Origin of the sequence: Nonomuraea sp. NPDC050153, from assembly GCF_044460125.1 — a bacterium.
Classification (GTDB): domain Bacteria; phylum Actinomycetota; class Actinomycetes; order Streptosporangiales; family Streptosporangiaceae; genus Nonomuraea.
Genome location: NZ_JBITJQ010000039.1, coordinates 26,890 through 53,012, shown reverse-complemented (window position 1 = coordinate 53,012; position 26,123 = coordinate 26,890). Strand labels below are relative to the sequence as shown.

Below are 26,123 nucleotides of genomic sequence, written 5' to 3'. Positions count from 1 at the left end.
ACGAGCATCCGGCGCCCGGAGGGTGGCACGAATCGGTCAGTTGACTGCATCTGGGGTCACGCCTTCGAGGGCGTCACGTAGTGCGGCCCGTGAGGTGATGCCGAGCTTGGGAAAGATGCGGTACAGGTGAGCGCTGACCGTCCGGGACGACAGGAACATCCGCTCGCCGATCTCCTTGTTGCTCAGCCCGGAGGCGGCCAGCCGCGCCACCTCCAGTTGCTGGGCGGTCAGGCCGTGGGCGGCGTTGGGCCGCTGGGTGACCGCCACGCCGGTGGCCCGCAGCTCCTGTTCGGCCCGCTGCTGCCAGGCCGTGGCGCCGATGCCGGCGAAAAGGTCGGCGGCCCGGCGCAGTTCCGGCCGGGCCTCGCCCGGCCGCAGGCGGCGGCGTTGCAGCTCGCCCAGGGCCAGCCGTACCCGGGCGTGGTCGAACGGCCAGCGCTCGGTCCTCGGCAGCGCGAGCGCCGCCCGGAACAGTGCGACCGCGTCCTCGGGTGGCGCCACCAGCGCCTGAGCGGCCATGACGTGCAGGCGCAGCCGCGGCGCCCGCCCGGCCAGGCTCCCGGCCGCGGCGGCGTGCGTTTCGGCCTCGGTCGTCCGGCCGGTGCGCACCGCTGATTCCACCAGTTCGAAGACCGCCCAGGGCGCGTAGGCCACATACGGGGGGATGACGCCCGGCGGGCTGATGCTCGTCCAGTACGCGTAGGCGCTGTCGTAGTCGCCGTGCGCCATCGCGGCCAGCGCGAGGTTGCGGGCCGACAGGGACAGGTGCAGGCCGTTGCCGCGCGGGGCGGCCCACTGCTCGACGGTCTTGCTGTATTCGCGGGCGCTGTCGGCATCGCCCCGGGCGGCGGCGAGCCAGCCGAGGCTGCAGCGCAGGTCGTGGGCCAGCAGGTCCAGATCGTGGCGGACGCACAGGTCGAGTCCGGCGTTGGCGGCGTTCTCGGCGTCCTCCCATTGACCGGCCAGGAAGTGGTCGTGCGCGGCAAGCCAGTAACCGCTGGCGGCGTGCGTCACCGCGCCCTGCCCGGTCTCACTGTCGATCAGGCCGCGGATGCGGGCCCGGTAGTCCGGCAGCAGGTCCATCCAGGTGGCCGCCCGGCACAGCGCGGCCACGCGGCCCGGCGGGGCGTCGGCGGGCAGCGCGTCGAGCGCGGAGCGCACGAGCGCCGCCGAGCCCCGGCCCAGGAAGACGTCGTGCAGCAGGCGGGCGAGCTCGTCGTCGCAGCCGGTGACCGCGTCGGTCACCTCCGCCCATTCCTTCGGGTCCTGCGCGTACGAGGCCGCCATCACCCTGACCAGGGGCCCCGCCCCGGGCGTACCGCGCAGCAGGCGGCGCGCGGCGTCCAGATCGCCCTCGCGCAGCATGAGGATCTGCGCCCTGGTGGCCAGGGCCCTGGCCGGGTCGTCGAGGTGGCGGCGGGCCTGGTCCAGCAGGTTCTGGGCCAGGTCGAGCTGCCCGGACTCGCTCGCCAGCTCGGCGGCGTGCTCCAGCCGCGCGGCGCGGGCCGCCGGGTCGGGGGTGAGGTCGGCCGCCCGTTGCAGCGCCTTGACCGCCAGTCCGGTGCCGCCTTTGAGGCTCACCGCGCGGGCGGCCTTGTCGATCTCGGCGGCCACCCGTTCATCCGGCTCCACCGTGGCCGCGGCCAGGTGCCACATGCGCAGTTCGGGGTCGGTCCTGTGCTGTTCGGCCAGCACGGTGTGGGCCTCTCGCGTCTCCTCCGGCGAGGCCGTCCTGATGATCGCCGATCTGACCAGCGGGTGGCGGAACCGCAGGCCCGACGGCGTGGAGTCGCGCGTGACGAGGCCCGCGCGCTCGGCCTCCAGCAGTTCGTACGGCGACAGCTCGGCCCGGTGCTCCAGCCGGTCACCGTCGAGGGCGGCCACCAGCAGCGTCGTGCGGATCCGTGGCGGCAGCTCCAGCAGCCGGCCCGCGAACCCGGTCTCCAGGCGGGTGCGCAGGGATGCCCCGGCGGGCAGCAGTTCCACCCCGACGGAGGTCTGCGGCAGCTCGGTGATGGCCAGAGGGTTGCCGGCGGCCTCGGCGAGCACGCGTTCGCGCACCGGCGGCGGCAGGTGCGGATGGAGCAGGTCCAGCAGCCGCCCGGCCGCCTCGTCGTCGAGCGGCCCGACCTCCAGCATGTGGATGCCGGGCGTGACGCGCTCGGTGGCGGTCAGCGGCCGGCGGGCGAAGATGGCGCGCAGGCCGTACGGCCGCAGCCGGAGCAGGATGAACATCATCACCTCGCGCGTGGGATGGTCCACCCAGTGCGCGTCCTCCACGGCGATCAGCACCGGCCCGTCCTCGGCCACGGCCGCCAGCACCGCCAGGGACGCCACGGAGATCGCCAGCCGGTCGGGCGCCGGCCCGTCCCGCAGCCCCAGCACCCGGCGTAAGGTGTCCCGGTGGAAGGGCTCCACCCGGTCCAGATACTCCATCACCGGCGCGAACAACTGGTGCAACCCGGCGAAGGCCAGCTGCGCCTCTGATTCGAAGCCGCTGCCGCCCAGCACCCTGATCCCTTGCTCTCCGGCGTAGGCGATCCCGGCCTGCAGCAGCACGGACTTGCCCACGCCAGGGTCGCCGTGCAGCACGATGTTGGGCGGGACGCCGGGGGCGCGATCGACCGCCTGACGCAGCGCGGCCAGCTCCCTGGCGCGTCCGATGATGTCCATGTGGTTCGCCTCCTTGGTGCGGTCATCTGACCGATTGCCGCGCCCGCCGGCGGCGGCATGCTGGGCGGGTGCCGCGACTACAGGTGGGAACAGACGTGAGCCTCTTCTACGAGGACGTCGGCGACGGGCCGCCCGTCGTCCTGGTACACGGCTGGCCCCTGTCATGCCGGTTCTGGGAGCCCCAGATCGGCCCCCTGGTCGAGGCCGGCCGCCGGGTGGTCTGCTACGACCGGCGCGGTTTCGGGCGCTCCAGCCGGCCTTGGCACGGCTACGACCTCGACACCTTCACCGCCGACCTGACGGCCCTGATCGAGAGCCTCGGCCTGACCGGGCTGGCGCTGGTGGGCTTCTCCACCGGCTGCGCCGAGTCCCTCAGGTACGCCGCCGCGTCCGGCCGAGTGGCCCGGCTGGTGCTGAGCAGCCCGGTGCTGTATCCGGACCCGCTCGCGGACGAGCTCCGGATCGCCTCGGCCCGGCACCGCATTCCCGTGCTGGACGACCTGCTGCTCAGGTTCTTCGCCATCGACGGGCACAGCATGCTGGACGAGCCGACGCGCCAGTATCTGCTGAGACAGGCCGCGGACGCCTCCCCCAAGGGAACCGTTGACTCACTGGCGGCTTGGGGCGCCGCCGACCCCGGCCCCGACCTGGCCCGCGTCACCGCGCCCACGCTGATCGTCCAAGGCGAAGGGGACGCTTTCGTGCCGCCGGAGGACAGCGGGACGCGCGTCGCGCGGGCGATCGCGAGCAGCTCGCTCGTCATCGTCCCCGACGCGCCGCACGGGGTCCCGCTCACCCACCACGAGCGGTGGAATGAGCTCATCCTGGAGTTCCTGGCGAGCTGACGGCGCGCGGCGACGGTACGGCCGGCGTGGCGACGGTGCGGGTTTCATCGGCGGCTCCTCTGCGCGTGGCGGCGTGGGCAGTTCCCGCCGAGATCGTCACCGACCACGCGAGGCCGCTCTGTACCGTGCGTGCCACGTTGTGAACCGACCACGCCAGGGGCTCGGGCATGCGGCAACGCGCGCCCTGAGTGAAAATGAAGCGCCGAGGATTCTTCGCCGGGCCTTGGGGGACCACGGCCTACCGGGGGGACGCCATGTTGTTACTGGATACCGACACCCATCCCGCCAGAGAACGGGTCGACGCCTTCCAGGGCATCGCGGCCGCGGAGAGCGGCACCTGCACCATCGAGCACGAAAATCCGCAGGTCAGGATCCGGTTGGAGCGGTGGTGCTTCGGCCCGCTGACGATGTTCGCCACCCGCGGCACCGGCTTCCTGATCAGGCGTACGACGCGACAGGTCAGGCGTGACCCGGTGAACACCATCTCGGTCACCACCCAGAGCCACGGCAACGCCGCCTTCGCATGGAACGACCACCAGCAGCACGTCGGCACGCAGTCCCTGGTCATGGCGCACAAGAGCGCCGGCTACGACTACGGCTGGTCGGGGACCGGGCACGCGGTGGCGTTCATGATCGACGCCGACCATGTCGGCCTGCCCGAACACCTGATACGTGCCGCGATTCCGCGATTATCCACCAGTGCCGTGGCCCCGCTGCTGCTGCATCACATCCGCGCCCTGCACCGCGACGCGGACCGGCTCAGCGCCGAACCCGGCGCGGACGCCCTGGCGAGCGCGACCCTGGAACTCACCCGCGCCCTCATCCTGTCGGTCACCACCCCCGACCCCCAGCACGCTGTCACCGACAGCACACTGCTCACGCAGATCCTGGCCTACATCCGCCTGCATCTGACCGACCCCGACCTCACCCCGCACCGCATCGCCCACGCTCACCACATCTCCGTCCGCAGCCTCTACCGGCTCTGCGAGAACGGCGGCCTGAGCCTCGAGCAATGGATCATCCGCCGTCGTCTGGAAGGCATCCGCCAGGACCTGGTCGCCCCCCAGCACGCGCACCGCACCATCGAGGCGATCGCCCGTTCCTGGGGCGTCACCAACCCGGCGTACCTCTCCCGCCGCTTCCGCCAGACCTACGGCCTCAACCCCCGCCAATGGCGGCACCACCACCGGGCAACCTGAGTCCCGGCGCCCCTGTGCTACTCGATCCGGTAACGGTGCCGGGCGTTGGCGACGAACACCCGATGCCGCTCGTCCGCGGACAGCTCGGCAGTGATCTTCCCGTAGGCGTCGATCAGTTCGGCGTACGTGCCGGCCATGCCGTCCACCGGGAAGTTGCTCCCGAAGAAACACCGGTCGACGCCGAACAGCTCCAGGCAGGTCTCGATCCACGGGCGTAACCGCGCGGGGTCCATCGTCATGAACGCCATGGGCAGGCCGGACAACTTGCAGTCCACGTTCCCGAGCTCCGCGAGCCGCGCGACGCCCTCGCGCCATCGCCGGAACTCCTGCGGGTCGTCCCGCTCCGGCCAGCCCACGTGCTCCAGGACGAACGCCGTCCCGGGCGCCCTCTCGATCGCCCGAGCGTACTCCCGCATCCCGGCGGGGTGCGTGAGCAGGTCGAACACCCAGCCGCGCGCCCCCAGCAACGTGAACAGCCGAGCCGCCGTCTCAGCGGACGGATCGAACCCCTCCAGCACCCGGATGCCACGGAACGCCGGGCTCTCCGCCTGGGCCATCAGGTCCCGCTCGATCCGCTCGAACGGCGCCGCCGGATCGATCGTCCCGATGAGCACGTGCGGCACGCCCAACTCCCCGCGCAACCCGTCCAGCCAGCGCGCCTCGTCCAGGAACGTCCCCGGCTTGCTGACCGCGGACACGTGCACCAGCCCCGACACCCGCACGTCCGCCGCCGCGCGCGCGTAGTCGTCCGGCAGATAGTCGTGGTTCAGCCCGGGAACGACCTCGCGCAGCACCGGATACCAGTCCCGCCGCGACGGCTGCCAGTAATGCACATGCGAGTCGACGAGCTCGAAGTCGCTCACCGTCCCCCCTTCCAGCCCATGGATCGGTACTGATCATCAAATAAGCGCATGTTAGCGGCCAAGGAAAGGGTTGCGACCCGCGCCGTACCAGTGCAGTCATCTGACCGATCTACCCCGGCGCGCCGCACGGCCTGACCGGCGCCTTCGAACGCGACTTCAACGACGACCTGCTCGCGTTCATCACCCGGGGAGCGGCTCAGTAGCCGACGGTGAACCTGGCGCGGTGGTGCCGGGGGCGTTCGGCCTCGTCGAGCAGGGCGACGGCGAGGTCCTCCATGGAGATCGCCGACCCGCCCCGGGCGTCCACCAGCAGTTCGTCGCCCCCGAGCCGGTAGCGGCCGGTACGCTCCCCCGGCTCCAGCAGCGCGGGCGGGCTCAGGTACGCCCAGTCGGCGTCCGGCTCGGCCCGGCAGACCTCCAGCTGAGCGTTGCAGGCCAGGGCGATGGGCCGCCACGAGGACGGGAAGTCCGGGGTCTCGACGACGGTCAGGCCGCCGGTGCCCGGAACGGTCAGCCCCGCGGCGCCGCCGACGAGCAGCAGCCGCACGCCGGTCCTCGCCACCCCGGCCAGCAGCGCCTTGGCGGTCGTGACCAGGTCGGCCTCGTGGCCGGGCGCGGGCCGGGTGGCACTGATGACGAGGTCCCGGCCGGCGCTGAGCGCGGCCACGTCCTCGACGTCCGAGGCGTCGCCGGCACGGGCGTACGCGGCGGGCGGCAGCAGGGGGAAGCGGGCGGGGTCGCGGACGACGGCGGTGACCTCGTGACCGCGCGACAGCGCCTCGGCCACGACCCTGCCGCCCACGGCACCGCCGGCGCCGAAGACGGTGACGCGCATGTCAGGACTCCGTTCCGGCCAGGACGCGGGGCGCCGTCACGGTCGGCGTGCGGGCGGGGAGCCGCTGGGCCACGACCAGGGCGGCCAGGACGACGAGCGCGCCGAGCGCCTGGGCCGCGGTGAGCTCCTGGCCGAGGACGAGCCAGCCGAGCGCGGTGGCGACCACGGGGCTGAGCAGGCCCAGGAACGTGACCTTGGTCGCCGGCAGCAGCCGCAGGCCCCGGAACCACAGGGCGTAGGCGAGCGCGGATCCGATGATCGTGAGGTAGGCGTACCCGGCGAGGTTCGCGGTGGTCAGGGTGGCCGGCGGTGCGCCCTCGACGAGGAACGCCACCGGGAGCAGCACCACGCCGCCGGCAACGAGCTGCCAGCCGGTGGTGGCCAGCAGCGGCGCGGGCGACTGCCACCGCTTGCTCAGCACCACGCCCAAGGCCATGACGACGGCGCCGCCGAGCGCCGCGGCCACGCCGAGCGCGTCGAGCCGGGCGTCGGCGCGCAGCACGAGCAGGCTCACCCCGGCCACGCCCGCCACGGCGGCCAGCGTCGTGCGCAGGGTCAGGCGTTCGCCCAGCAGCCCGGCGGACAGCAGCGCGACCAGCAACGGCTGGACGGCGCCGACCGTGGCGGCCACCCCGCCGGGCAGCCGGTAGGCCCCCACGAACAGCAGCGCGAAGAACACCCCGATGTTCAGCGCCCCGAGCACCAGGGCCCGCCACCACCAGACGCCCGTGGGCAGGCGGCGGGTGATGGCCACCAGGAGGAGGCCCGCGGGCAGCGCGCGGATCACGGCGGCCAGCAGGGGGCGGCCGGGCGGCAGCAGTTCGGTGGTGACGAGGTACGTGGTCCCCCAGATGGCGGGGGTCAGCGCCGTCAGCAGGACGGTTCCCGAGTGATTTCTTAGCACTAAGACAAAGTATCTCAGCACTAAGGTACTTGGCTAGATGATTTACCTCACCGCTAAAGCATCGTTAGGCTGGAGTGGTGGCTGATCACGTCGACCTCATACTCAAGCAATGGGACGCCCAGCGCCCTGACCTGGACGTCTCACCGATGGCGGTGATCGGGCGGCTGTCGCGGCTGACCCGGCTGATCGACGCGGAGCTGGGCCGGACGTTCGCCGCGCACGGGCTCGACAGGGCCTCCTTCGACGTGCTGGCCACCTTGCGCCGCAGCGACCCGCCGCACCGGCTGACGCCGGCCGAGCTGATGCGGGCCTCCATGGTGACGTCGGGGGCGATCACGCAGCGGCTCGACCGCCTGGAGTCCCGGGGCCTGGTGACCCGCACGCCCAGCGAGGCCGACGGCCGGGTGGTCTACGTGACGCTCACCGACGAGGGGCACGCCCTGATCGACCGGGCGCTGCCGGACCACGTCGCGACCGAGGACCGCGTGCTCGCGGCCCTGCCGAAGGAGCGCCGGGACGAGCTCGCCCAGACGCTGCGCGACCTGCTGGAATCCCTCGGGGACAGCACCACGCTCCCCTGACCGGCCACACCGTCACCGCGCGTACGCCGTCCTCGGGCATCGAGGTCCACCCGGCGCCGACGCGGGGAAAGGCGGTCGGTGGCGTCAGGTCAGGCGCGCGGAAGGACGCCGCCCGGTGCGCCTGGCCGGGTGCCCGGCGGTCAGCCGCGGCGCCGACGGCCCGAGCCGGAGCCCCGCCCCGAACCGGAACCGCGACCGGAGCCCGAGCCCCGGCGGGTCGCGCGGCCCGAGGCGGAGTCCGTGTCGCGGTCGGAGCCGTTCCCGCGAGTGGAGCCGGGGCCGCGGCGGGGGCCGGCGGACGGTCGTTCGTCGTGGGTGGCGGGCCAGTGGGCGGGGCGGGTGAGCGCGGCAGGAAGGCGGGTGGCGGCGTCGCCGGCGGCGGCGTTGAGCTGGGGCTGGGTCAGGAAGATCGCGCCCGACAGGTCCGCGCCCGACAGGTCGGCCCCCCGCAGGTCGGCGCCGATCAGATCGGCCTCCCGAAGGTCCGCGCCCCGCAGGTCGGCGCCGATCAGATAAGCCCCGCGAAGGTTGGCGGCACGCAGATCGGCCCCCGCCAGCCTGGCCCCGATCAGATCCGCTCCCCTGCGCTCCTTGCCCTTGCGCCCCGCCCGGACCAGCTCGCTCGTCCGCAACAGCAGCACGTTGACCTCGGCCCGGTGCGCCACCAGGTCCAGCTTCTTCAGATCGTCCGCGCTCCCCCGGGTCAGCCGCTCCGTCTCATCGAGCGCGCCGCGCAGCTCGGCGTGGACGGGCCGGGCCGCCTCCAGCGTCAGCGCCTCCGCCAGATACCACAGCAGCTCGTGCAGCTGCCGCACGACGGGGAAGACCGCGTACATCTGCCCTGCCGTGCCCGGCGCCTGCCGCCAGCTCGTGCCCTGGAAGGTGACCTGCGAGACCTTCTGGCCGGCCCCGAAGCAGTCGTACACGGTGCAGCCGGGGAAACCGCGCTCCCTGAGCTCCGCGTGGATGGAGCAGCGGAAGTCCTCACGCAGGTTGCGGCAGGGCTCCCCGGCCTTCTTGTCCACCGCGAAGTCGGCCGACGCCGAGAACGGCAGTGCGACGCAGCACAGCCCGAAGCAGCTCTCGCAGTCGGCCAGCAAGCCGAGCTCGCGCGGGTTCGTTCCGGGCAACGTGCGGGCCTCCTTCGACGGGTGCGACCATCAAAGGGTACTCACTCGTGGACGTACGGCGTCGTCGTGGTGATCGCCTCGAACCCCAGCCGCAGCAGGATCGGGCGGCTCTGGCTGGAGGCGTCCACCTGCAGATGGTCGTAGCCGCGCGCGACCGCCTCGCGGGCCCGGTAGGCGATCAGCGCCCGGTAGAGGCCCCGCCCGCGCCATTCCGGTACGGTGCCGCCGCCCCACAGGCTCGCGAACCGGGTGCCCGGATGCAGGTCCATGCGGGCCGCGCTCACCGGCGTGTCGCCGGCCATGGCGAGCACGGCGACGACCTCGCCCTCGGCGAGCTGGGCGAGCAGCCGTTCCCTGAGGTGCTCGTGGGTGGCGCCGAAGGCGCTCTCGTGAACGTCGACGACCAGCTCCACGCCGTCGGCGTCGGTCACCGGGACCAGCCGCACCCCCTCGGGCGGCTCCCCGCCGGCCGGCAGGCGCCCGATCTCGGCGATCATCAGCGTCTCGGCGGGCTCCGGGGTGAAACCGGCCGCCAGCAGGCGCCGGTCGAGGTCGGCGGGCCGGTCATGGCCGTACAGCTTCCATTCGAAGGGCCGCCCCAGCTCCCCGAAGTAGCGCACCTGCTCGGTGATCGCCGCGTCCGCGTCCGCCTCGTCGAGGCCGGACCAGAGCACGCCGTTCCAGCAGTGCCCGGGACCGACCTGGCGCACCACGTTCCCGGCCCGCTCCACCCTGGCGTCCGGCGCGTCGGGGCGGGCCTCCTGCCGCAGTTGCCGGTCGAACAGCTCCAGCACCTCAGCCCCCGAACCGTCGCTGCCGGGCGGCGAAGCTGCGCAGCGCGCGCAGGAAGTCGATCTCGCGGAAGGCCGGCCAGTACGCCTCGCAGAAGTACAGCTCGGAGTAGGCGGACTGCCAGAGCAGGAAGTTCGACAGGCGCTGCTCGCCGCTGGTGCGGATCACCAGGTCGGGGTCCGGCTGGCCGGCCGTGTAGAGGTGGGGCGCGATGTCGTCCACGCTCAGCGTCGAGGCCAGCTCCACCATGGACTGCCCGGCCTGGGCCCGCTCGTACAGCAGCTCGCGCAGGGCGTCGATCACCTCCTGGCGGCCGCCGTACCCGATGGCCAGCGTGAGGTGGAAGCCGGTGGCACACGTACGGGTGGCCTCGACGGCGCTCTTGAGCGCGCGGGCCGTGGTGTCGGGCAGCATGTCGAGCAGGCCCGCGACGTGGACGCGCCAGCGGGCGTCCGGCCGGTCCAGCCGTTCGGCGACCATCTGCTCGATCACCCGCAACAGGTAGGCGACCTCCTCGTCACCGCGGCGCTGGAGGTTCTCCGTCGAGCACAGGAACACCGTCACATGCTCGATGCCCAGGCCCTCGCACCACGACAGCACGTGGTCGATGTGCTCGGCGCCGTACTTGTGGCCGATGCTCGGGCTGGCCAGGCCCTGCTTCCTGGCCCAGCGCCGGTTGCCGTCCATGATCAGGCCGACGTGGCGGGGCAGCGGGCCCGCCGTGACCTGGCGGCGCAGGCGCTGGGCATATAGGGAATGAAGGAGATCAGTCGTCCACATCCTTCAAGGATGGCCCACCCGGCGAACCGCAGGCCGCCCCTTCCTCATTTCGTGGCCGTCAATCCGCGTCGGTTTCAGCCGGTACGGGCCAGCCGTCGCCCCAGTCGGCGTCCCTGGCCGCGCGGTAGAGGTCGCCCTGCCGCTTGGACACGATCACGTCGGAGATGCCCTCCTCCCCGGCGCACAGGCGCAGGGACACCACGCCCTTGCGTTTGACCGGATGGCGCAGGATCCGGGCGGCGGCCCGCTCCCCCGGGGTCGTCGTGGCGGCGACGTAGGAGAACTTCTCGTCCTCGAAACTGAGCGTGCCCGCCTTGATCCGGCGGTGCAGGGACGTCCTGGGGAGCCTGACGGAGAAGTGGCACCAGTCGCGTCCCTGCCGGATGGGGCAGCGGCCGTCGTGGGGGCAGGGGGCCGCGACGCTCAGGCCCTGGGCGAGCAGGACCTCTCTGGCCTCGGCGACGGTGGCGTACCCGGCCGGGGTGCCGGGCTCGATGACGATCACCATGGCGGCGCCCGCGGCCAGCCAGCGGACGATCTCCGGGCGCTTGTCCTGGGGGAGCTCGCCCAGGGCGTACGACATGGTCACCAGATCGGCCGCGGGCCGGTCGAGGCCGGGGCGCACCGACGCCTGCCGCCACGTGGCCCCGCGCAGGGACCCGGACGTGCGGGCGAGGCGTTTGCCCAGGTCGATGATCTGCGGGTCGTGCTCGATGACCGTGACCTGCTCGATGGACGGCCAGGTCTCGCCCGCCGCCCAGATCGCCGCCCCGGTGCCGCCACCGACGTCGAGGTGGCTCCCCGGCCGGAAACCCGGGGTCAGGACCGCCGCCTGGCGCATGGCCGTGGCCGCGGCGGCGTAGGTGGCGGGCATCCGGTACGCGGCGTAGGCGGCCACGTCGGCCCGGGACCTGATGTGGGTGCCACCGCCGGTGGCGGCGTTCGTACGGTAACGCTCGGTGAGCCGCGCGACGGAGTCGGACAGCTCCTGCGGCGAGTAGCCGGACAGGGCGCTGTCCAGGGCGGCTCGGAGTTCTTCTGGAAGCATGGATGGGTTCACCTGTGGTCCGGACGTGGCTTGCCTGCGTACATGATGCTCGGGATCCGACAGTGCTCGGGATTCATTCGCTCATCGTCGATCAGCTTCCGCCGAGCCGCCCGCGTTGCCAGTCGTGGACGCCGACATGCGTTGCCCGGTACGTCTGCTCAATGCCCTCGGCGTATCCATTCCCCCAAGTGTGGCTGCTCGGCGCCGATCGTGGTGTCGGGCCCATGGCCGGTGTGCACGATCGTCTCAGGCGGCAGGACGAGCAGCTTGTCGCGGATCGAGGCGATGATCGTCTCGAATGACGAGTACGAGCGCCCGGTGGCGCCCGGCCCTCCCTGAAAGAGGGTGTCCCCGGTGAAGACGGCACCGAGGTCGGGCACGTGGAAGCAGCAGGCGCCGGGAGTGTGCCCCGGTGTGTGCAGCACCCGCACTCCCGTGCCCGCCACCTCGATGACCTGCCCATCGGCCAGTTCGCCGTCGGGCTCGCTTCTTGGGTGGGTAAGTCGCCACAGGGGCAGGTCGGCAGGATGGAGGAGGATCGGCGCGCCGGCCAGGCGGGCCAGTTCAGGGGCGTGCCGGACGTGGTCGTCGTGGGCGTGGGTGGCCAGAACGGCGAGCACCCGCCTGCCGGCGACCAGCTTCATGACGGCCTCGGTGTCGTGCGGCGCGTCGAACACCACGCATTCGGTGTCGTCGCCGAGCACCCAGACGTTGTTGTCGACGTCGAACGTCTGACCGTCCAAGGTGAAGCTGCCGGAGGTGACGGTGTGGTCGATCATCTAGAGGGTCACCACCGAACGGAGCACCTCGCCGTGGTGCATCTTGGCGAACGCCTCCTCGATCTGGTCCAGCGCGATGGTCTCGGTGACGAACTTGTCCAGGGGCAGCCGGTTCTGCAGGAACAGGTCGATCAGCATGGGGAAGTCGCGATTGGGCAGGCAGTCTCCGTACCAGGACGACTTCAGCGAACCGCCGCGGCCGAACACGTCCAGCAATGGCAGCCCGATGCGCATCTCGGGCGTCGGCACCCCCACCAGGACGACGGTCCCGGCCAGGTCGCGGGCGTAGAACGCCTGCTCGTACGTCTCCGGGCGGCCGACCGCCTCGATGACCACGTCGGCGCCGTGGCCGCCGGTGAGGTCGCGGATCGCCTCGACGGGTTCGGCGGTGCGGGAGTTGACGGTATGGGTGGCGCCGAAGTCTCGCGCCCAGGCGAGCTTCTGGTCGTCCACGTCCACTGCGATGATCTTCGCGGCTCCGGCCAGCGACGCGCCCAGGATCGCGGCGTCGCCGACACCGCCGCAGCCGATCACGGCCACGCTGTCGCCTCGGGTCACCCCTCCGGTGTTGATCGCCGCGCCGATCCCGGCCATCACGCCGCAGCCCAGCAGGCCCGCCACCCGGGCGGGCGCCTCGGACGATACTTTGGTGCACTGCCCGGCCGCCACCAGCGTCTTCTCCGCGAACGCGCCGATGCCGAGGGCCGGGGACAGCTCGGTGCCGTCCTTGAGCGTCATCTTCTGCTCGGCGTTGTGGGTGTTGAAGCAGTACCAGGGGCGGCCGCGCAGGCAGGCGCGGCACTGGCCGCAAACCGCACGCCAGTTCAGGATCACGAAGTCGCCGGGACGCACGTCGGTGACGCCCTCGCCGACGGCCTCGACGACGCCCGCCGCCTCGTGGCCGAGCAAGAACGGGAACTCGTCGTTGATCCCGCCTTCCCGGTAGTGCAGGTCGGTGTGGCAGACCCCGCACGCCCGGACGTTCACCACCGCCTCGCCCGGTCCCGGGTCGGGCACCAGGATGGTCTCCATGGACACCGGCTCGCCCTTGGCGCGGGCGACGACGGCCTGAACTTCGTAGGTCATGGGATCCCCTTCTCATCGGTGAACGCGGACGGGCAGAGACTCCCGAACGCGCATGTTGTGGTGATGGCGATCAGATCTCGACGAGGTAGCTGGTGAAGCCGCCGTCGCCACTGGCGACACCGGAGATCGCCTCGTTGATCTCGTCGAGTGGCCAGCTCTTGGGCTGCAGCACCGAGATGTCGATCACCCCGTGACGGATCATCTCGGCCAGCTCCATCCCTTCGGCGGTGGTGAACCAGACCGAGCCGATCAGCTCCATCTGCTCGTCCATCCACCACTTCACGTCGACGCCGAGCTCACCTGCCGTCCCCCCGATGTTGACGATCCGGCCGCCGCGCTTCACGCCGTGCATCGCGTCCTTGAACGAGTCGAGTGAGGCGACGGCGCCGAGCGTGTCGACCATGAAGTCCGCGCCCCGGCCGGCGGTCGACGACTTCACCCAGGCCGCCGTACTGCCGTCGACGTTCGAGAACGTCTCGATCCGGTCGGGGGCGAGCGCCTGCAGCCGCTCAAGCAATCGCCTCCCGCGTGCCACGGCGTAGACCCGTGAGACGCCGAGCGCCAGGGCCACGACGGTGACGCCGACCCCGAGTGTTCCCGTCGCGCCGTTGACGATCAGCGACTTACCCGCCAGGGGGCCCAGCTTCTTGACCGCGGCGAAGGACGTTCCGAGGTAACCCATCCGGGTCGCCTGCCGGAACTCGAGGTTGCCGGGGAGTTTGACGAGGGCGCTCTGCGGGGCGCGCATGTATTCGCAGAAGCCCCCGTGCGGATAACGCCGGAACATCTCCAGGCTGTTGTCGTTGTAGCCGAAGTAGCCGTTCAACGTCCAGAAGTCGCATTGCTGCGGGGCGCCGGACGTGCAGGCGTGACACGCACCGCAGGAGCGGCCCGGATTCACGTAGACCCGGTCTCCCGGCTTGACGTTGACGACGAGCTCCCCGACCTCGTGCACGATGCCCACGGGATCGAGCCCGAAGATCGCCGGAAGTGGCGGGAGCGGCATCTGGGGATACCACGACTCCCAGTTCGCGAGCACGTTGGCCAGATTGGGCACCATGCCGCAGCCCTTCACCGCCACCACGACGTCCGTGCCGGCGGCGGCAGGGCGTTCCACGTCCTCGATCACCATCTTGTCGCCGACCGCGTGCAGTCGCGCGGCGCGCATCAGTTGCACCATCATGCCTTTCTTGAAGCGGAATGCCGCTGTGGCGTTCGTCAGTCCTCGGGTGCGATCGTCACGCGCACGCGGTCGAGCCGGGGCCCGAAGATCAGCTGGCAGGCGAGGCGGGAGTTGCCTGCGTAATGGTCGGACGCATCGAGAAGGTCCCCTTCGTCCCGCGACGTAGGGGGAAGCTCGGCGCCGTCGGGCAAGGCGTCGACGTAGACGTGGCAGGTCGCGCAGGAGAGGCTTCCCCCGCAGATCGCCTGCAACTCCTCGATGCCGGCATTGCGAATGTTCTGCATCAGCGACATGCCCGCGCGGGCTTCCACCGTGTGGGCCACACCGTCCCGTGTGGTGACAGTGAAGTGCATGGTTCGTTCCTCCTCCTGGCCATGAGATCGTGATCGACGCGGCGGATCAGGCCGCCGCGGTGATTTCCTTCAGTGGCGTCCGTGTGTCGGCCAGACGCGCGGGGTCGATGCGCGCACCGGCCTCAACGAGCCTGCGTCCCTGCACGTAGTCCCGGGTCGCGTTGACGCAGTCCAGTGCGATGACCGCGCCGTTCTTCAAATAGAACAGGGAGAAGCCTCGCGCTCCGGGGTCACCGCGGAGGACGGTCTGGTCGTGCCCGAGGCTCAGGCCGATGGTCTGCAGGCGCAGGTCGTACTGGTGCGACCAGAACCACGGGACGAGACGCAACGGCTGGGGATGCCCGCTGATCGCCTTGCCGGCCGTTTGCGCCTGTTCCGAGGCGTTCTGCCGTGACTCGATGCGGATGCCGGGCCCGCTCCTCATCACCGCGCAGTCGCCGACGCAGTACACGTCCGCGAGCGTCGTGCGGCAGAGATCGTCGACCAGGACGCCGGTCCCGCCGGACGCCACCTCCGCTCCGGCATGCCGGAGCGGCTGGATCGCCGGCTCGATGCCGATCCCCACGATGACCTGATCGGCCCGGATCACGGTGTCGTCCGTCAGGCGCACGCCGCTCACCGCCCCGTCGCGTCCAAGCATCTCGGCGACGCCGGTGCCGAGGCGCAGGTCCACCCCGCGGGATCGGTGCTCGGCCTCGAAGAAGCGGGACACCGGTTCCGCGGCGACGCGCGCGAGGACCCGGTCCAGCGTTTCGATGATCGTGACTTCTTTGCCGGCTTCGCGGAGCACTGCCGCCGCCTCGAGGCCGATGTAGCCGCCGCCGATCACCGCGAAGCGACGGCTCTGCGGCAGGACGGCGATGAGCCGGTCGCAGTCCGCCTTGTCGCGCAGCGTGCGGACGCCGTCCAGGTCGTTGCCCGGGCAGGCCATCGCGCGCGGACGGCCTCCCGCGGCCCACACCAGCACGCCGTAGCCGATCGTGGTGTGATCGTCGCACGTGACCGTGTGGGCCTCCGGGTCGACGGCTTCGACGCGCCGGCCGAGGCGCAGTGCCACCACGGGCTCCGTCCAGAATTCCGAGGGACGCAGCAGCAACTGCTCGAAGTCCTTCTTGCCGGCCAGATACTCCTTTGAGAGGGCGGGACGCTCATAGGGCGGCACCGGCTCGTCCCCGAGCAGGCCGATACGTCCCTCGAACCCCGCCTGGCGAAGAGCGATCACGGTCTCCGCGCCCGCGTGTCCGCCGCCGACGACGAGGCAGTCGAAGTACTCGATGGTGGGGTGTGCCGGTGTCATCGTGGCGCCGCGCCGATCAGGACGAAGCACATCGTCGCGGTCCGGTCTGACTTGTTCCGCCACGCGTGCCGAGTACCGCACTGGACCACCACGTCGCCGGTCGCCAGATGCGTCGTGGCCCCGTCGTCCAGCTCCAGCCAGATCTCCCCGTCGAGGACGATGTCGTAGTCGACCGTCTCCGTGCGGTGCATCCCCGGCGCATCCGCCTCGAACCGCTCCGCCAGGCCGGGGATGAAGTCCCGCTGCTCCGCATCCGCCGCGGCCGGGTCGAACTGCGGTCGCGCCATCGACGCGTCCGGCGGAAAGGTGACGATCACGAGGCGGGTCTCGCCGGGTGCCGGCGGCACCACGAGTCGCGCGGGCGCGCACTCGCCGTCGTCCTGCGGCAACGGCGGAGTCGCCGCGGTCGCGTAGACGACCGAGGTCATCATGCCGGGGATCGAGGTGTAGTGGTGGGCATTCGGGACGGGACCGTCGCTGACGACGACGGACTTTCCGTCCCTGACGCCGGTGACCACCCGCCGCGGGACCTCCGGCGGCGCGAACCTACTCATAAACCAGACCTTTCTCCTTCAACCGGGTCCGCATCGCGTTGACGTCGAGGCTGAGCCGGCCGGACGCGTAGAGCCGGCGTTTGTCCTCCTCGGCCGCAGCGCGGCGGCGGGCCGCCTCGAGCACCGTGGCCGCGGTGCCTCGCGGCACCACGCAGACGCCGTCGTCATCCGCGACGATCACGTCTCCCGGCGCGATCAAGGCCCCGGCGCAGACGATGGGAAGCTGCACGTCGGCGAGCGTCTCCTTGACGGTCCCCTGGGCGCTGACGGTCTTGCTCCAGACGGGAAAGCCCATCGCGCGCAACTGCGCGACGTCCCGTACCCCGGCGTCGATCACGAGCCCGCGGATGCCCTGGGCCTGCGCCGACGTGGCGAGGAGATCGCCGAAGTAGCCGTCGTCGCACGGCGAGGTCGGGGTCACGACCAGGATGTCGCCCGTCCGCGCCTGTTCGAGCGCGACATGGATCATCCAGTTGTCCCCTGGCGGCACCTCGCAGGTGAGAGCCGTCCCGGCGACGGTCGTCCCGGATTGACGGGGGCGCAGTCGGGCGCCGAGGAGCCCGGTCCGGCCCTGTGCCTCGTGGACGGTCGCCACGCCGAGTTCGGCGAAGCCGTCACAGATCGCCGCATCGGTGCGCTCGATCGTCGTCACCACGCGTGCCATGGTCAACCCACCTGTACGAAGCTCGGGTCGAGGACGCCCGCGGCCTCTGCGCGCCGTTCCGCCGCGACCAGCCCGGTGCGGATCATGACGTCCACTGTGGTTTCCAGTGCCGTCGGCGCGACCTCGAGATTCTTCGGCCACATGCCCATGTCCCGCGTGTAGGACAGCCCCTTCGCGGCCAGGTCCGGGTCGTCGGGCGTGGTGATCCGCTGGTAGATCGGCAGCGTGACGGCGTCGTGGGCCGGGTCGTTCACGATGTCGTGGGCCTCGGCCAGTGCGGCCAGCAGCTTCGTGACAGTGTCCCGGTTCCGCGACGCCCAGCCGGCATCGGCGATGACCGCGGCGAAGATGATCTCAGGGAGTACGTCGTCGACCTCGCCGATGAGGCGGTATCCCTGCCGTTCGGCCAGGAAGTTCCACGGTGCCGGCTGGGGAGCGCAGTCGATCTCGCCCTTCTGCAGCGCGTCCCACCGGGTGGTGTGCACACCGGCGAGGACGAACTCGTAGTCACCGGGATACGACAGGCCCTGCGGCTGGAGCATCATCTGCGTGTAGATGGCCGTCCCCTCCGTGAGGGATGACGTGCCGACCCGTTTCCCGCGCAGGTCGGCGATGCCGCCGATCCCGGGCCGCGCGACGAGCGACATCGGAAGACGGAGCGCGTTGGCCGCGACGATGCGCAGCCCGCCGCCGGAGAGGAAGTCGGAGACCGCGCCCTCGGGCGGCGTGATCGCCAGATCGGCCGTGCCGTCCCGGACGGCCGCGGTGGCCTTGTCGACCGAGCCCAGCCGCAGGTAGTCGATCTCCAGTCCGTACTTCGCGAACAGGCCCTGGTCCTCGGCGACGAAGACCGGGAGCCAGTTGAAACCTTGGGCGCCGCCGGCGAAACGTACTCGTGTCAGGTCAGCAGTCATCGATGGAACCTCCAATGGTCCGGAAGAGGAGCGCTCGGTCAGCGCCCTTGCGCCGTGAGAAGCGCGTCGAGCCTTGGGTAGACGCGTCGCGCATTGCCCTCGAAGACGGCCTGCCGCGTCTCGTCGTCCAATCCGAGCGCGTCGATGTAGCGCTTGGTGTCGTCGAAGGGGTGCCCGGTCTCCGGGTCCACAGCCCGCACCGCGCCGAGGAGCTCGGACCCGAAGATCAGGTTCTTCGGGTCGATCACCGTGAACAGGGCATCGATGCCGGCCTGGTGGTAGACGCAGGTGTCGAAGAACAGGTTGTTCATGAGGTGCTCGGACAGCGGAGGCTTGCCGAGCATGATCGACAGCCCCCGGTAGCGCCCCCAGTGGTACGGTGCCGCACCCCCGCCGTGCGGGATGATCAGCCGCAGCGCGGGATGCCGCTCGAAGAGGTCACCCTCGATCAACTGCATGAAGACGGCGGTGTCCGCGGCGATGTAGTGCGCCCCCGTCGTGTGCAGGGCACGTTCGCAGGAGCCGGAGACATGGATCATGGCCGGCACGTCCAGCCGGGTCATGGTCTCCCACAGCGGATCCCACCAGCGGTCGTAGAGCGGCGGTGCCGACCAGTGTCCGCCTGAAGGGTCCGGGTTGAGATTGCACCCGATGAAGCCGTTGCCCACGCAGCGCTCCAGCTCCGCGAGCACGGGCTCCAGGTCACCGTCGATCGTCTGGGGCAACTGGCACACGGCGGCGAAGTTCCGCGGGAAGAGCTCGCAGATGCGCCGGACCGTCTCGTTCGACAGCCGGGCCCACTCCGTGGCGATGTCCTGCCCCGGGACGTGATGGCCCATGCCGGACGCGCGCGGCGACAGGATCGTCAGGTCCGAGCCTCGTTCCTGCTGCACCCGGAGCTGGTTCTGGGCGACGATCCGCTGGAGCTCGTCGTCGTCGATACCGGAGTAGGCGAGTCGTTCCTGCGATCGCCCTTCGGCGAAGGCGATCTGGGCCTTGCGGAAGGCGTGGAACTGCGGGGGTTCGGTGGTGAAATGGCCATGGCAGTCGATGGCCAGGCCGCTCACGCGTCCCATGTCGCCGGAACATCCGTGACGCCGCGGAACCGCCAGCCCTTGGCCTGCATCTCGCGGCTGTCGTCCAGCCGCAGGTTCGGCAGTTGCCGGAAGACCTCCTCGAGCGCGATCTGACCCATCGCCCGGGAGAGGGCGTGACCCGAGCAGAAATGTGGCCGGAAGCCGAAGGACAGGTGCGGACGCTTCTTGCGGAACATGTCGAACCGGTCGGGATTCTCGAAGCGGTTCTCGTCCCGGTTCGCCGAGGCCATGACGATGGCGACCGAGGCCCCGGCCGGGATGGTCGTGCCGGCCACGACGACGTCCTCGGCGGCGACCCGTGGCGTGACGCCGATCGGGGCGATCCAGCGCAGGCCCTCGTCGAACGCGCGGAGCGCGTGCTCCGCCGGGTCGGCGGCGACCACCTTCGCCTGGTCGGGGTTCAGCAGCAGGCCCGCGCAGGCGTTCGCGGCGGCGTGGCCGGGCTCCTGGAGACCGCCCAGTATGATCACCTTCATCGTGGGCAGGATCTCGTCGAAACCGCGTACCTCCCCCTCGGGCATGCCACCGCGCATCACATGGCTCATCAGAGTGTGGTCCGGTCTGGCGAGCGCGCCTTCGTAGAGCGCACCCAGTTGCGTCTCGATCTCGGACAGGGCCCGGTCGAGCCGATCCCATACGGCCTGGTCGCCGCTTACGTTCTGCAGACCTGCCGCCATCGCGTGGAACCACTCGACCAGGGTTTCGTTCGCGGTGCCGGTGAAGCCGATGACGTTGCCGATGCAGCGGACCGAGATCGGCTCGAAGAGGTCGGCGGTGAGATTCGCCGCGCCCCTGGGTTTCAACCGGGCGAGGTAGTCCTCCACGACCGGGCGCGTGAGCATTTCCACGTAACCCCGGACCGCCTCCTGGGTCAGGTTGTCGTCGATGCCCGCACGCAGCAGTTGGTGTTCGTCGCCGCTCATGCTCAGCACGTTCGGCATCCCCATGACGCGCGCCTCCGGCCGGTCGGGGCTGCCGGACGGGCCGAACACGCGATCGTTCGAACCCACCGTGCGACAGTCCTCGAAACGCGTGACAAGGAATTCCCTGGTGCCTTCGAAGAAGGCCACCGGCGATTCCTCACGCAGGCGGGCGTACACCGGATAGGGATCCCGGTACAGGTTCTCGCCCGTCAGTTCCGATACAGACATGGCATCTTCCTCGATTCAGGCTCGACGGGAAGGCGGGGGGATCCAGTCGGCGGTCGCGATCCGTCACGGGGAGCCGTTCGGCGACCTACTGAGAAACCGATTGGACTTTGAATACTGGACGGTATGTAACACGCCGTGCAGTGTCAATACCCCACCGCGCCTCACCCCGTCAGACCTCAAGGGCCGCCGAACCTGCGGCAACGCACCGGGATGAGCCCACAACCGGCTCGACGCCCATGGACATCCCCGGCGACGGGCGTGTTTCGCCGGGATGAACGGGCTGTTGACACCCGCATCCAGCAACAGATACCGTCCGGAATCCAGATCCTGTTCAGGATGTCACAGTGCCGTCAGCACAGCCGCCCTGTGCCACGGCCCTCGTTACCCCGGACTCGCCCCGGACCGTCCCCATCTCACGACGAAGTGGGATGACAGTGAACGACACCACCCACGATTCGCCTGTGCCCTCGGACCTGATGGTCCGTGAGGTCGCGGCGATCGAGGACGCCGTCCACGACGAGGACGCGAAGGTCGACGAGTCGATGGCCAGCGGGCACCACCGGTGCCCGCCCTGATCGGCGACCTCACGCAGACAAGGACGGTGCCGACGATGACCGATCCACCACCCGCCATCGCGTTGCTCGTCGACGCCCTGGGAGTGAGCTTCCGGGGGGTCCGCGCACTCCAGGACGTCTCTTTCTCGATCCCCGCGGGCGGTGTCTCCGCGGTGATCGGACCGAACGGAGCAGGCAAGACCACGCTCCTGAACTGCATCAGCGGGGTCGTCCGCCATGAGGGCACGGTCGAGCTCGAAGGTCGTGACCTGAGCCGGCTGCGCGCCGACCGGCGCGCGGCGCTCGGCGTCGCGCGCACCTTCCAGACACCACTGCTCGTGCCGGACCTGACCGCCCTCGACAACGTCCTGCTGGGCGCGCACCCGAAGGTGCGCGGAGGGCTGATCGGATCGCTCCTGCGGCTGCCCGCGGTGAGGTCGGACGAGACCTCGATGCGTGCGCGGGCAGCCGAGCTGCTGTCACATCTCGGTCTCGCCCGAGGAGACGTGCGTCGGGCCGGCAGCCTGGCGCACGGGGACCGACGGCGGGTCGAGGTCGCCAGGGCCCTGCTCGCCGACCCCCGGCTGCTGCTGCTCGACGAACCGGCCGCGGGACTCGGCGCGGACGAGGCCTCCGAGCTGCTCGACGGCGTCGAGGAGTTCGCGGCGGCCGTCGGGATGACGTGCGTCCTCGTCGAGCACGACGTGGGCCTCGTGATGCGGGTATCGCGTCATGTGGTCGTCCTCGACGCAGGACGTCTTCTGGTCGCCGGGCCCCCCGCGGAAGTGGCGGCCGACCCACAGGTCGTCGCCGCCTACCTCGGCGACGACTGGGCGGAGGCGGACGCGTGAGCGAGCAAACCACAAGTACAGCGGCACTTTCGCTCACGGTGCCGCCGAAGGAGGCACCGTGAGCACGGGACTGCTCGAAACCCGGCGGCTCGTCGCGCGGTACGGGTCGGTCGAGGTCCTTCACGGGATCGACCTCGACATCTCCCCGGGCGAGATCGTCGTGCTCCTTGGGTCCAACGGAGCCGGCAAGACGACGCTGCTGCGGGCCATCTCCCGGGTGGTGACGACGCGTGGCGAGATCACCCTCAGCGGGGCGAGCATCGCCGACTGGAGCGGCGCACGCACCGCCCGCTCCGGCGTCGGACACGTGCCAGAAGGCCGGGGCACCTTCGCCGACCTCACCGTGGAGGAGAACCTGCGGCTCGGCGGCCTGGCCCGTCCGAGGGAACGGCGGTCGAGCACGCGTGACGACCTCGCCCAGGTCTACGCGACGTTCCCGGTGCTGGCGGACATGCGACGGCGTGCCGCGGGGCTTCTGTCGGGCGGGCAGCAGCAGATGCTCGCGATCGGACGTGCGCTGATGGCGCGCCCGCAGTTGCTGCTCATCGACGAGCCGTCACTGGGCCTGGCGCCCATGGTGACCCAGCAGCTCTTCGAGACGCTGGCCGGGATCAGGCGCGAGTGGTCCACCTCGCTGCTGATCGCCGAGCAGAACGCACGCCTTTCCCTGCGCATCGCCGACCGCGCCGTCGTCCTGGCGGGCGGCCGGGTCGCCGCCGCCGGCCCCACGGCGGATTTCCGCGACGGCGACGTGATCAGGCGCGCCTACCTGGGAGAAGCGGCCGGCGGTCCGAGAGGAGACGAGAGATGACCGAACTGCTCCAGCAGGTGCTGGACGGCCTGAGCACGGGGCTCGTTTACGGCATGCTCGCGCTCGCGCTGAGCGTCGTCTTCCAGGGCACGGGGATGCTCAACTTCTCCCAGGGGGAGATGGCCACCCTGTCGGCCTACGTGACGTTGGTCCTGACCCAGGCAGGCGCGAGCTTCTGGGTGGCCCTTCCCCTCACCGTGGCTCTGTCCGCGGGCGGTGCGGCGCTCATCGAGAGAGTGCTGGTCCGGCGTCTGGAGGGCGCCGGCGAACTCCCGCTGCTCACGCTCAGCGTCGCCCTGCTCCTCGGCCTGAACGCGCTCATGTCGATCATCTGGTCGACCGACCCGCGGACCTTTCCCAGCCCGTTCGGGAAAGGGCTGATCGAGTTCGCGGGCCTGCACCTGACGGTCCAGCAGGCCGGGTCGCTGATCACGCTGCTCGGCGTCATGGCCGCGACGGCGCTGCTGTTCAACCGGACCAGCGTCGGACTGCGGCTTCGCGCGGTGGCGCAGAATCCCGCCTCTGCCACGCTCCTCGGCCAGCATCAGGGCCTGTGGCTCATGGTGGGGTGGGCCGTCGCCGCCGCGGTCGGTGCGTTCGCCGCGGTCGTGGCCGCGCCGGTCCTCACCCTCTCGCCGGGGATGATGACCTTCCCCCTCCTCCTGGCGCTGGCCGCCGGCACGCTCGGCGGGCTGTCCAGCCGCGTGGGAGCGGTCGCCGGGGGCGTCCTGATCGGCATCGTGGACAACCTGGCAAGCCGGTACGTGCCCGGGCTGGACAAGGATCTCGCGATCATCGCTCCCTTCGCCCTCACCGCCCTCGTCGTGATGCTCCGGCCGGCGGGACTCTTCGGCAGGACCAGGACGGTGCGGGTATGAACACGCACCTGCGCCGCGCCGTCCCCATCGGCTGGGCCGCCGCACTCGTGATCGGTGCCGTCGTCCCCTTTGCCGTCTCCGACTACGACCTGCTGGACCTCACACGCATGCTCGCCATCGCGATGGCGGTCGCCGGGCTGAACCTCCTGCTGGGGCATTCCGGCCAGATCAGCGTCGGCCATGGCGCCATCTTCGGGCTGGGCGGTTACGCGGCCATCATTCTCGTGGCCACGTACGGATGGCCGTGGTGGGCCGCGGTCCTCGCCGGCGGCGCCGTGTGCCTGGCCCTGGGCCTGCTGCTCGGCGTGCTCGGGCTCACCATGGGGGGGACCAATCTGGGGCTGCTCACGATCGCCGTGGCGGCGATCTTCCCGCTGCTCCTCATCCGGCTCAAGCCGATCACGGGTGGGACCTTCGGCATCTTCATGGCACGCTCCCCGATCCGGCCCCCGGACTGGAGCGGGCTCACCGAAGCGCAGTTCGGTTTCCTCGTCTGCCTCCTCGCGCTGGCCCTGACCCTCCTCGCCCTGCGCAATCTGATCACCGGCCGGCTCGGCCGGGCCTTCGCGGCCGTCCGCACGAGCGCTCTCCTGGCGGCCGCGAACGGGGTCAACGTCAACCGCACGAAGCTCATGGCCTTCGCCGTCAGCGCGGCGGTCGCCGGAACGGGGGGCGCGTTCTACGCGCTGGTCGCGGCGATCGCCGTGCCGGACAGCTATCTCGTGCCTTTCTCGATCACGCTGCTCGCGGCGAGCGTCGTCGGCGGCAGCAGGACCTGGGCCGGCGCCCTCGTCGGCGCGGCGATAGTGATCTATCTCCCCAAGCTGGCCGAGACCGTCGTAGGCGGCGAGTCCGCGGGCAACTGGTCCCAGCTCGTCTACGCCTGCGGCCTCGTCCTGACCCTCATCGTCGCGCCGTCCGGCCTCGTCGGTGATCTCTCGCGTCTGGCACGCCGCATCACCGGGTCTCAGGGGGATGTGCCTCCGGCGCGCGGACCCCATGCGCGCCGTGCCGGCGAGGCAGCGCCCGACAAGCAGATGATGTCCGACCTCACGTAGACCCCCCCACCGAGAGGATTCCCATGGTGCGCTACAGAAGCAAGAAGGCCATGGCCATGGCCATGGCGGCGTTGGCGGTCGTTGTGTCGGGATGCTCCGGGCGCGCAGCGCCCTCTCAGGGCACGGCGGACGGCAGCGGCGACATCGTCATCAGGGCCAGCTACCCGCTCAGCGGCCCTCTGGTGTCCGCGGGCGCCTCGGCTTCCGGGGCCAAGGCGTACTTCGATTCCGTGAACGCCGCCGGAGGCGTCGACGGGCGAAAGATCGACTTCAAGGTGGTCGACGACGCCTTCGACCCTGCCCGCATGGTGTCCAACAACAGGCAGTTCGCCGAGCGCGACAAGGCGACGATCGTCATCAACTTCGGCGGTATCTCCGTCGCCGCGCGGCCGCCGCTCAACGCGGCCCACGTCGCCCAGATCGTGCAGGGCGGCGAGAAGGAGCTGAGCGACGTCAAGAACTTCCGGTACACGCGCGCCTTCGTTCCGGACATCGCCTGGGAGGGTGAACTCCAGGGGCGGTACATCGCGAAGAACCTTCCCAAGGCCGTCGTCGGTTTCCTGGGATTCAACAACGCCTTGGCCGAGAGCCAGCTCGCCGGGCTCGCGGCGGCCGGCATCACCCCTGTGAAGGCCATCCGCGTCCCGCCGGGCCAGGGGGATCTGACGTCCCAGGTGACGGAGCTCAAGGCCGCAGGGGTCAACGTGCTGGTCGTGACCCACGGCCCGCCGACCATCGGCGCGCTGCTGTCCTACATGGGCCAGATCAAGTACAAGCCGACGATCTTCATCGGCAGCCCGTACGCCGACTTCGCCAGCACGGTCAAGCCGGCCGGCGCGGAGAACGTCGTCAAAGCTCTCTCGTACCAGTGGTTCAAGGATCCCCAGAACCCCGCCCTGAGCGACGACAAGGCGCTGGCCCAGTACCGGGCCGACATGGCCAAGTACGCTCCGTCCGCGGACGCCGGCCAGACCTTCACCCTCACCGGCTACGGGCTGGCGGCAGCCATCGTCTCGGCCCTCCGCTCGGCAGACCAGATCAGCAGCGACGGCTTCCTCTCCGCGTGGGACTCGCTCTCCCAGGAGGAGAACCCATTGCTGATCGATCAGGCCTCGCTCACCGGCGAGAAGGACGGCCGGCTGGTTCACCAGTACCAGCTGCACGAGTTCGACGGTAAGAGCTGGGTGGCACGCGACTCCGTCATCAATGTCTCCGAAGCCGGCATGGCCGGCTGAATCGAGCC

The 26,123-nt window shown here is 70.8% G+C and carries 25 protein-coding genes and 1 pseudogene; 8 read left to right on the top strand and 18 right to left on the bottom strand.

Going from position 1 to position 26,123, the window contains the following annotated elements; translation table 11 throughout:
- Positions 1-36: 36 nt before the first annotated feature.
- Positions 37-2,673: an AAA family ATPase gene (locus tag ACIBQ1_RS52385; RefSeq protein ID WP_397289881.1), complete on the bottom strand. Its 2,637-nt coding sequence runs from the start codon at positions 2,671-2,673 to the stop codon at positions 37-39.
- Between the two features lie 95 nt (positions 2,674-2,768).
- Here ACIBQ1_RS52385 and ACIBQ1_RS52380 point away from each other — a divergent pair, with 95 nt between their 5' ends.
- Positions 2,769-3,518 carry an alpha/beta fold hydrolase gene (locus ACIBQ1_RS52380; RefSeq protein WP_397289879.1) on the top strand — a complete coding sequence of 250 codons (750 nt, stop codon included), beginning with the start codon at positions 2,769-2,771 and terminating at the stop codon, positions 3,516-3,518.
- A gap of 254 nt (positions 3,519-3,772) precedes the next feature.
- Positions 3,773-4,717, top strand: coding sequence for a helix-turn-helix domain-containing protein (locus ACIBQ1_RS52375; protein WP_397289878.1), 945 nt, complete (start codon positions 3,773-3,775; stop codon positions 4,715-4,717).
- 17 nt (positions 4,718-4,734) lie between these two features.
- On the opposite strand, the gene ACIBQ1_RS52370 is transcribed toward ACIBQ1_RS52375, so the two are convergent.
- From ACIBQ1_RS52370 to ACIBQ1_RS52360, 3 genes are all read right to left on the bottom strand, one after another.
- Complete coding sequence (locus ACIBQ1_RS52370; protein WP_397289876.1) at positions 4,735-5,580, bottom strand: amidohydrolase family protein; 846 nt, start codon at positions 5,578-5,580, stop codon at positions 4,735-4,737.
- Between the two features lie 196 nt (positions 5,581-5,776).
- Entirely contained in the window at positions 5,777-6,415 is a 639-nt protein-coding gene (locus tag ACIBQ1_RS52365) for an NAD(P)-dependent oxidoreductase (RefSeq protein ID WP_397289874.1), read from the bottom strand.
- Position 6,416: 1 nt separating this feature from the next.
- Positions 6,417-7,319 carry an EamA family transporter gene (locus tag ACIBQ1_RS52360; protein ID WP_397289872.1) on the bottom strand — a complete coding sequence of 301 codons (903 nt, stop codon included), beginning with the start codon at positions 7,317-7,319 and terminating at the stop codon, positions 6,417-6,419.
- 77 nt (positions 7,320-7,396) lie between these two features.
- Between ACIBQ1_RS52360 and ACIBQ1_RS52355 the strand changes: the two genes are divergently transcribed.
- Positions 7,397-7,900 (top strand): MarR family winged helix-turn-helix transcriptional regulator, encoded by a 504-nt coding sequence (locus tag ACIBQ1_RS52355; protein ID WP_397289870.1) that lies wholly within the window; start codon positions 7,397-7,399, stop codon positions 7,898-7,900.
- Positions 7,901-8,223: 323 nt separating this feature from the next.
- On the opposite strand, the pseudogene ACIBQ1_RS52350 reads toward ACIBQ1_RS52355, so the two are convergent.
- The 14 genes and pseudogenes from ACIBQ1_RS52350 to ACIBQ1_RS52285 all read right to left on the bottom strand — a co-directional run.
- A pseudogene (locus ACIBQ1_RS52350) lies at positions 8,224-9,000 on the bottom strand (pentapeptide repeat-containing protein); the annotation flags it as partial.
- A gap of 71 nt (positions 9,001-9,071) precedes the next feature.
- The gene (locus tag ACIBQ1_RS52345) at positions 9,072-9,824 is read right to left on the bottom strand and encodes a GNAT family N-acetyltransferase (protein WP_397289868.1); all 753 of its coding nucleotides are present in this window, start codon (positions 9,822-9,824) and stop codon (positions 9,072-9,074) included.
- A gap of 1 nt (position 9,825) precedes the next feature.
- Positions 9,826-10,602, bottom strand: a complete 777-nt coding sequence (gene uppS, locus ACIBQ1_RS52340; protein ID WP_355375234.1) for a polyprenyl diphosphate synthase — start codon at positions 10,600-10,602, stop codon at positions 9,826-9,828.
- A gap of 58 nt (positions 10,603-10,660) precedes the next feature.
- Positions 10,661-11,650, bottom strand: coding sequence for a small ribosomal subunit Rsm22 family protein (locus ACIBQ1_RS52335; protein WP_397289866.1), 990 nt, complete (start codon positions 11,648-11,650; stop codon positions 10,661-10,663).
- 158 nt (positions 11,651-11,808) lie between these two features.
- Positions 11,809-12,429 (bottom strand): MBL fold metallo-hydrolase, encoded by a 621-nt coding sequence (locus ACIBQ1_RS52330; protein WP_397289864.1) that lies wholly within the window; start codon positions 12,427-12,429, stop codon positions 11,809-11,811.
- Positions 12,430-13,515, bottom strand: a complete 1,086-nt coding sequence (locus ACIBQ1_RS52325) for an S-(hydroxymethyl)mycothiol dehydrogenase (RefSeq protein ID WP_397289862.1) — start codon at positions 13,513-13,515, stop codon at positions 12,430-12,432.
- A gap of 70 nt (positions 13,516-13,585) precedes the next feature.
- Positions 13,586-14,683, bottom strand: coding sequence for an alcohol dehydrogenase catalytic domain-containing protein (locus ACIBQ1_RS52320; protein WP_397289860.1), 1,098 nt, complete (start codon positions 14,681-14,683; stop codon positions 13,586-13,588).
- 50 nt (positions 14,684-14,733) lie between these two features.
- Positions 14,734-15,051, bottom strand: a complete 318-nt coding sequence (locus ACIBQ1_RS52315; protein ID WP_397289858.1) for a 2Fe-2S iron-sulfur cluster-binding protein — start codon at positions 15,049-15,051, stop codon at positions 14,734-14,736.
- Positions 15,052-15,097: 46 nt separating this feature from the next.
- Entirely contained in the window at positions 15,098-16,411 is a 1,314-nt protein-coding gene (locus ACIBQ1_RS52310) for an NAD(P)/FAD-dependent oxidoreductase (RefSeq protein ID WP_397289856.1), read from the bottom strand.
- Positions 16,345-16,902 carry a cupin domain-containing protein gene (locus ACIBQ1_RS52305; protein WP_397289854.1) on the bottom strand — a complete coding sequence of 186 codons (558 nt, stop codon included), beginning with the start codon at positions 16,900-16,902 and terminating at the stop codon, positions 16,345-16,347. Before ACIBQ1_RS52305 ends, ACIBQ1_RS52310 begins: the two co-directional genes overlap by 67 nt.
- Complete coding sequence (locus ACIBQ1_RS52300) at positions 16,895-17,566, bottom strand: 4-carboxy-4-hydroxy-2-oxoadipate aldolase/oxaloacetate decarboxylase (protein WP_397289852.1); 672 nt, start codon at positions 17,564-17,566, stop codon at positions 16,895-16,897. The genes ACIBQ1_RS52305 and ACIBQ1_RS52300 overlap by 8 nt, the downstream gene beginning before the upstream one ends.
- A gap of 2 nt (positions 17,567-17,568) precedes the next feature.
- The gene (locus ACIBQ1_RS52295; protein ID WP_397289850.1) at positions 17,569-18,480 is read right to left on the bottom strand and encodes an ABC transporter substrate-binding protein; all 912 of its coding nucleotides are present in this window, start codon (positions 18,478-18,480) and stop codon (positions 17,569-17,571) included.
- A 38-nt stretch (positions 18,481-18,518) separates the two neighbouring features.
- A complete protein-coding gene (locus ACIBQ1_RS52290) occupies positions 18,519-19,556 on the bottom strand; it encodes an amidohydrolase family protein (RefSeq protein WP_397289848.1) in 1,038 nt (345 codons plus the stop codon).
- On the bottom strand, positions 19,544-20,677 hold the full coding sequence (locus tag ACIBQ1_RS52285) for a cytochrome P450 (protein WP_397289846.1): 1,134 nt from the start codon (positions 20,675-20,677) through the stop codon (positions 19,544-19,546). The genes ACIBQ1_RS52290 and ACIBQ1_RS52285 overlap by 13 nt, the downstream gene beginning before the upstream one ends.
- Positions 20,678-21,338: 661 nt before the next feature.
- Here ACIBQ1_RS52285 and ACIBQ1_RS52280 point away from each other — a divergent pair.
- From ACIBQ1_RS52280 to ACIBQ1_RS52260, 5 genes are read left to right on the top strand one after another with little or no spacing between them, the layout of a single operon-like run.
- Entirely contained in the window at positions 21,339-22,133 is a 795-nt protein-coding gene (locus tag ACIBQ1_RS52280; protein ID WP_397289844.1) for an ABC transporter ATP-binding protein, read from the top strand.
- 58 nt (positions 22,134-22,191) lie between these two features.
- Complete coding sequence (locus ACIBQ1_RS52275) at positions 22,192-22,944, top strand: ABC transporter ATP-binding protein (RefSeq protein WP_397289842.1); 753 nt, start codon at positions 22,192-22,194, stop codon at positions 22,942-22,944.
- Positions 22,941-23,822 carry a branched-chain amino acid ABC transporter permease gene (locus tag ACIBQ1_RS52270; RefSeq protein WP_397289840.1) on the top strand — a complete coding sequence of 294 codons (882 nt, stop codon included), beginning with the start codon at positions 22,941-22,943 and terminating at the stop codon, positions 23,820-23,822. Before ACIBQ1_RS52275 ends, ACIBQ1_RS52270 begins: the two co-directional genes overlap by 4 nt.
- Complete coding sequence (locus ACIBQ1_RS52265) at positions 23,819-24,880, top strand: branched-chain amino acid ABC transporter permease (RefSeq protein WP_397289838.1); 1,062 nt, start codon at positions 23,819-23,821, stop codon at positions 24,878-24,880. Before ACIBQ1_RS52270 ends, ACIBQ1_RS52265 begins: the two co-directional genes overlap by 4 nt.
- Positions 24,881-24,903: 23 nt before the next feature.
- Positions 24,904-26,115 carry an ABC transporter substrate-binding protein gene (locus ACIBQ1_RS52260; protein WP_397289836.1) on the top strand — a complete coding sequence of 404 codons (1,212 nt, stop codon included), beginning with the start codon at positions 24,904-24,906 and terminating at the stop codon, positions 26,113-26,115.
- Positions 26,116-26,123: the final 8 nt, after the last annotated feature.